The following is a 4,064-nucleotide window of genomic DNA, read 5'->3' as shown; positions in this document are numbered from 1 at the left end:
CATAGGCCCCGCCCACCGCGCCCAGCGCGGCGAGGCCCAGCGCCGCGCCCCATTCGATCGTCTTGGGATCGTGTGGATAATGGAGGACGCCAAAGCCGACCGCCTGGCTGACGCCCCAGGTGACGAGCATCAGCGCGGCGCCGTCGCGCCGGCGCAGATGCGTCGCGGCGAGCGCCGCCAGCGCCGCGAACGGCGTCATGCAGGCGAGCGCCCAGGTCGTGCCGGTGCTGGCGAGGGTGAGCAGGACGATCCAGAGCGCGATCGCGCCCCGGCTGGTGGTCGAAGGGGTCATCGGTTCGTCTCCAATCAGAAGCGGCCGCGGAAACCGGCATAGAAGCTGCGCCCGAGCGTGCCGTAGCGGTACGCGGTCTCGTAACGCTTATCGAGCAGGTTCTCGATCCGGCCGAACAACGCAACCTGCCTGCTGACCGCCACCTCGCCGCGCAGGTCGATTAACGCATAGGGGGCGAGCCGGATCGCGTGCGCGGCATCCTCGAACGTCTCGCCCGACCAGCGTAGCGCCGCCCCGCCAGTGACGGTGCCGAGCGTATAGCTGACCGACGCGTTGCCCGATTGGCGCGGCCGGCGCGCGAGCTGCAGGCCGTTGGTGGCGGCGCCCGGCGAGCGGTCTTCCGACGGCGACCAGGTGTAATTGCCATCTAGCTGGAGCCGCGTGCCGATCTTCAGCGCGCCGGCCGCCTCGACGCCGTGCGCGAAGGCGCGCGACACGTTGGCGTAATAGCCGAAACGCGGAATCGTCGTGCCCGGCTGGAAGCAGGCGGGCAGCGTCGTGCCGTCCTCGCAAAAGGCGAACACGATCAGGTCGCGCGAGCGGCGCTCAAACCAGGTGGCGCCCAGCGTCAGCGCGCCGTCGAACAGCCGCTGCTCCGCGCCCGCTTCCCACCCCGTCGCCTGTTCCGGGGCGAGCGCCCGGTTCCCGTAGTCGGAATAAAGCTGGTACAGCGTCGGCGCCTTGAAGCCCTCGCCATAGCTGGCGCGGATCAGCGTGCCCGTCGGCAGCCGCCAGACGCCGCCGCCCTGGAACAGCGTCCTGCTCCCATAGCGGCTATGATCGTCCTCGCGCACGCCGCCGGTCAGCGTCAGGCCGTCGATCACCGTCGCGTTGATCTGGCCATAGGCGCCGGTGAGGCTGGCGGCGGCCGACTCGGTCGGCTGATAGGGCGGCGCGGTGCTGCGCATCCGCTGACGCTCGTGATCGACCCCGAACACCGCGTCGATCCCGGTCGCGATGGCGGCGCTGCCCTGATATTCGATCCGGTCGTTGCGCCCCAGCGCGTCAAAGGTCAGCGGCTGGTCCTGGTCGGGCGAATAGTCGTCGCGCTTGATCGCGGTGTAGCCATAGGCCAGCCGGTTGCGCAGCCGGCCATCGAACAGCGCGACGTTGAGCCCGGCATAGCCGACGAACTCGCGGTTGCGCTCATAATCGTCGCTGTCGACGCCGAAGCCGTCGATGTCGGTCGTGGCGGCGCTGTAATAGCCGCGCAGCTCGACGCCGACCGCGTCGCTCAACGCCAGCTCGGCGCGCCCGGTGACGCTCTGGTTGCGATAGCCGTCGCGCTCGGTCCCGCCGAACGCGGGGGCGATCGCCGAGATGCCGTCGGTGGTGAAGGTCTGCGCGCCGAGGCGGAAGGTCAGCGGCCCCTGCACGCCGCCGATCCCGGCGCGCGCGCTGACCGTCTGGCGTGAGCCGCTCTCGACGTCGATGCTTTCCTCCAGCGGACGCGTCGGCGTGGCGGTGACGATGTTGACGACGCCGCCGATCGCCTGGCTGCCCCACAGCACCGATTGCGGCCCGCGCAGCACCTCGATCCGCGCGACGTCGCCGACCAGCAGATTGCCGAAATTATAGCCGCCGCCCGGCGAGGACGGATCGTTCAGCTTGACGCCGTCGATCACCACCACCGTCTGGTCGGTCTCGGCGCCGCGGATGCGCAGGCTGGTGCTGGTCCCATAGCCGCCGTTGCGCGAGATGCTGACGCCCGGCGTGCGGAGCAGCTGCTCGGTGACGCCGATGTCCTGCGCGCGGTCGATGTCCGCCTTGTCCAGCACGGTCACCGACGACACGACCCGGTCGATGGGCGTCGGCGCGCGGGTGGCGGTGACGATCACGTCGCTGGCGGACGCGTCGGCGGCGGCGTCGGGCGCGGGCGCCTTGATGTCGCGGGCGGCGGGCTGTCGCGGGGCGTCGGGCGCGGGCGCCGTCGCGGCCAGGGTGAGTAGAAACAAGGGTACGGGCATTCGATCCTCCACGACATGAGGACCCGGGCCCGTGTCGGGAAGGAGAGGCGCGCGACCTCGCCCTCCCCACGCGAACGCGGGTCGGCGATGTCGCCCATCGGGTTCGAACCCCGTCCACCCGGCGCACCCTGGCCGGTTGGAAGACGACCGCGACGGGCAGGTCTCCTGGCTAGCGGGTCAATGCTGCTCGACCGCCTTCTCGGGGCAGGACCCCAATGGCATATGGCCGATCGCTCACCGCCTACAGTTGCAGGGGCAGCCGGGGTTCACCCGTTCCCTTTTCATCCCCGTCTCCGGGGAACCTGTCGCGACGACGCCGGTAGGCGCGGCGCCCGCCGCGGTCAATGCGCGCGGATCGGGCGATGATCCGCGACGATGCCGGCCATGCGACCGGGGCCCCGCTCCGCGCCCGTCAGTTCGGCAGCGGCGGTGGCATGTCCTGCTCGACGTGTTCCTCGGCCTCGCTGTGGACATTGCCGCGCGGGCCGTGCTGGGTCGCTTCTTCTTGCCTGATCTCGGCGGCGTTCTGCTCGTTCAGCTTCTCGGTGGAGGCGGGCGCGTCGATGGGATCGGGCATGATGAACTCCTGTCGTGGCGGCTCAACGCGCGGGGCCGGCGGCGGTGCCCATCAGGCGAAGATCGCCCGGAGGCGGTAGCCCGCGGGCCCGTCATGCCCGTCGCGCAGCTCGACATACAGCGCGGCCTGGATCGCGGTCGAGATCGCCATAAAGCCGGTCGCCAGCACGATCGTCACGCCGGTGGTGATCAGCGAGCCGGTCCCCGCGCCGCCCGCGACCGCCAACCCGGTCCCGACCCCCAGCCCCACGCCGGCCATCCAGTACGTCCCATAGACAAGCAGCAGCAACCCGAACACGCGCCACCGATGCCCACGCGTCAGCGCCCGGCTGCGCGCCAGCGCCGCGAGGATGCCAGGCCGCTCGATCACCAGCACGGGCGCGGCGACCGACCACATCACCACCAGCATGATCCCCGGCACGATCAACAGCATCGTGCCCGCCAGCGCCGCCATCGCGAACACCAGCATCATCGCCAGCATCGGCGCCACCACCGCCGCCGCGCCAGCGACGCTCACGACCAGCGGCTCGCGCCCGCCATCGAGCCTGGCCACGCTCACGCGCAGCAGCAGCGCCTGCGCGCCATAGTGCAGCGCCGCCCAGGCGATCAGCGCGACGACGGCGACGAGCAGCAGCTCGGCGAACGCATGGCGGATCGTCCACTCGTCGGGCGGGACGACGAAGCGGAGCAGCGCCTGCGGCAGCGCCGCCGTTGCCAAGCTGATCCCGAGGAACAGCAGCGGCGCGGCGGCGATCACCTCGGATGCGCGCGCCAGCACGCGGCCGATCGACAGATCGCCCCTTCCCTGTTCGCGCGTCGCCACGTCCGCGATCATGCCATCGCGCCGCCCGCTGTCCAGCTTCGATGCGAAGCGGTTGTGCGCCGGGCACAATGCGGTAGAACCGCCGCGAAACGGGGGCGCGCGGACGAAGTGAGCGGACGGGTGGCGGGGACGGAGGACGCGGCGCGCTTCGCCGCCGCGCATCGCGCGCTCGTCGCCGACGGCTCCGTTCAGTTCCGGCCGTCGGTGATGCCGCCCCGGCCCAAGCCGGGCAAGCCGCCCGCCTGGCTCCATCCGCTGGGCGAGTGGCTGCGCTGGGCGTTGCGTCCGTTCGGCCGCGCGGCGCGCTGGATCGGCGGCTGGATGCCCGACTGGCCCTTTGCGCGGCTGTTGCTGTGGGGCGTGCTGGCGCTGCTGACGGCGACCCTGGTGTGGATGGTGTGGGAGC

The 4,064-nt window shown here is 71.4% G+C and carries 4 protein-coding genes, 1 pseudogene and 1 riboswitch; of the genes and pseudogenes, 1 reads left to right on the top strand and 4 read right to left on the bottom strand.

The window, feature by feature from the left end; genetic code table 11:
• From HUU95_RS10040 to HUU95_RS10025, 4 genes are all read right to left on the bottom strand, one after another.
• On the bottom strand, positions 1-292 hold a 292-nt coding region (locus HUU95_RS10040; protein WP_217429807.1), incomplete at its 3' end, for a hypothetical protein.
• A gap of 14 nt (positions 293-306) precedes the next feature.
• The gene (locus HUU95_RS10035; protein WP_174279987.1) at positions 307-2,259 is read right to left on the bottom strand and encodes a TonB-dependent receptor domain-containing protein; all 1,953 of its coding nucleotides are present in this window, start codon (positions 2,257-2,259) and stop codon (positions 307-309) included.
• A gap of 138 nt (positions 2,260-2,397) precedes the next feature.
• Positions 2,398-2,580: riboswitch (cobalamin riboswitch) on the bottom strand.
• Positions 2,581-2,671: 91 nt separating this feature from the next.
• Positions 2,672-2,836 carry a hypothetical protein gene (locus tag HUU95_RS10030; RefSeq protein ID WP_174279986.1) on the bottom strand — a complete coding sequence of 55 codons (165 nt, stop codon included), beginning with the start codon at positions 2,834-2,836 and terminating at the stop codon, positions 2,672-2,674.
• A 51-nt stretch (positions 2,837-2,887) separates the two neighbouring features.
• Positions 2,888-3,670: a hypothetical protein gene (locus HUU95_RS10025; protein WP_174279985.1), complete on the bottom strand. Its 783-nt coding sequence runs from the start codon at positions 3,668-3,670 to the stop codon at positions 2,888-2,890.
• A gap of 108 nt (positions 3,671-3,778) precedes the next feature.
• On the opposite strand from HUU95_RS10025, the pseudogene HUU95_RS10020 reads away from it, so the two are divergent.
• Positions 3,779-4,064: pseudogene (locus tag HUU95_RS10020) on the top strand (DUF4129 domain-containing protein); the annotation flags it as partial.

It is taken from the genome of Sphingomonas bacterium, from assembly GCF_903643065.1.
In the GTDB taxonomy this organism is placed as follows: Bacteria; Pseudomonadota; Alphaproteobacteria; order Sphingomonadales; family Sphingomonadaceae; genus Sphingomonas.
This window is presented reverse-complemented; position numbering and strand designations above follow the sequence as displayed.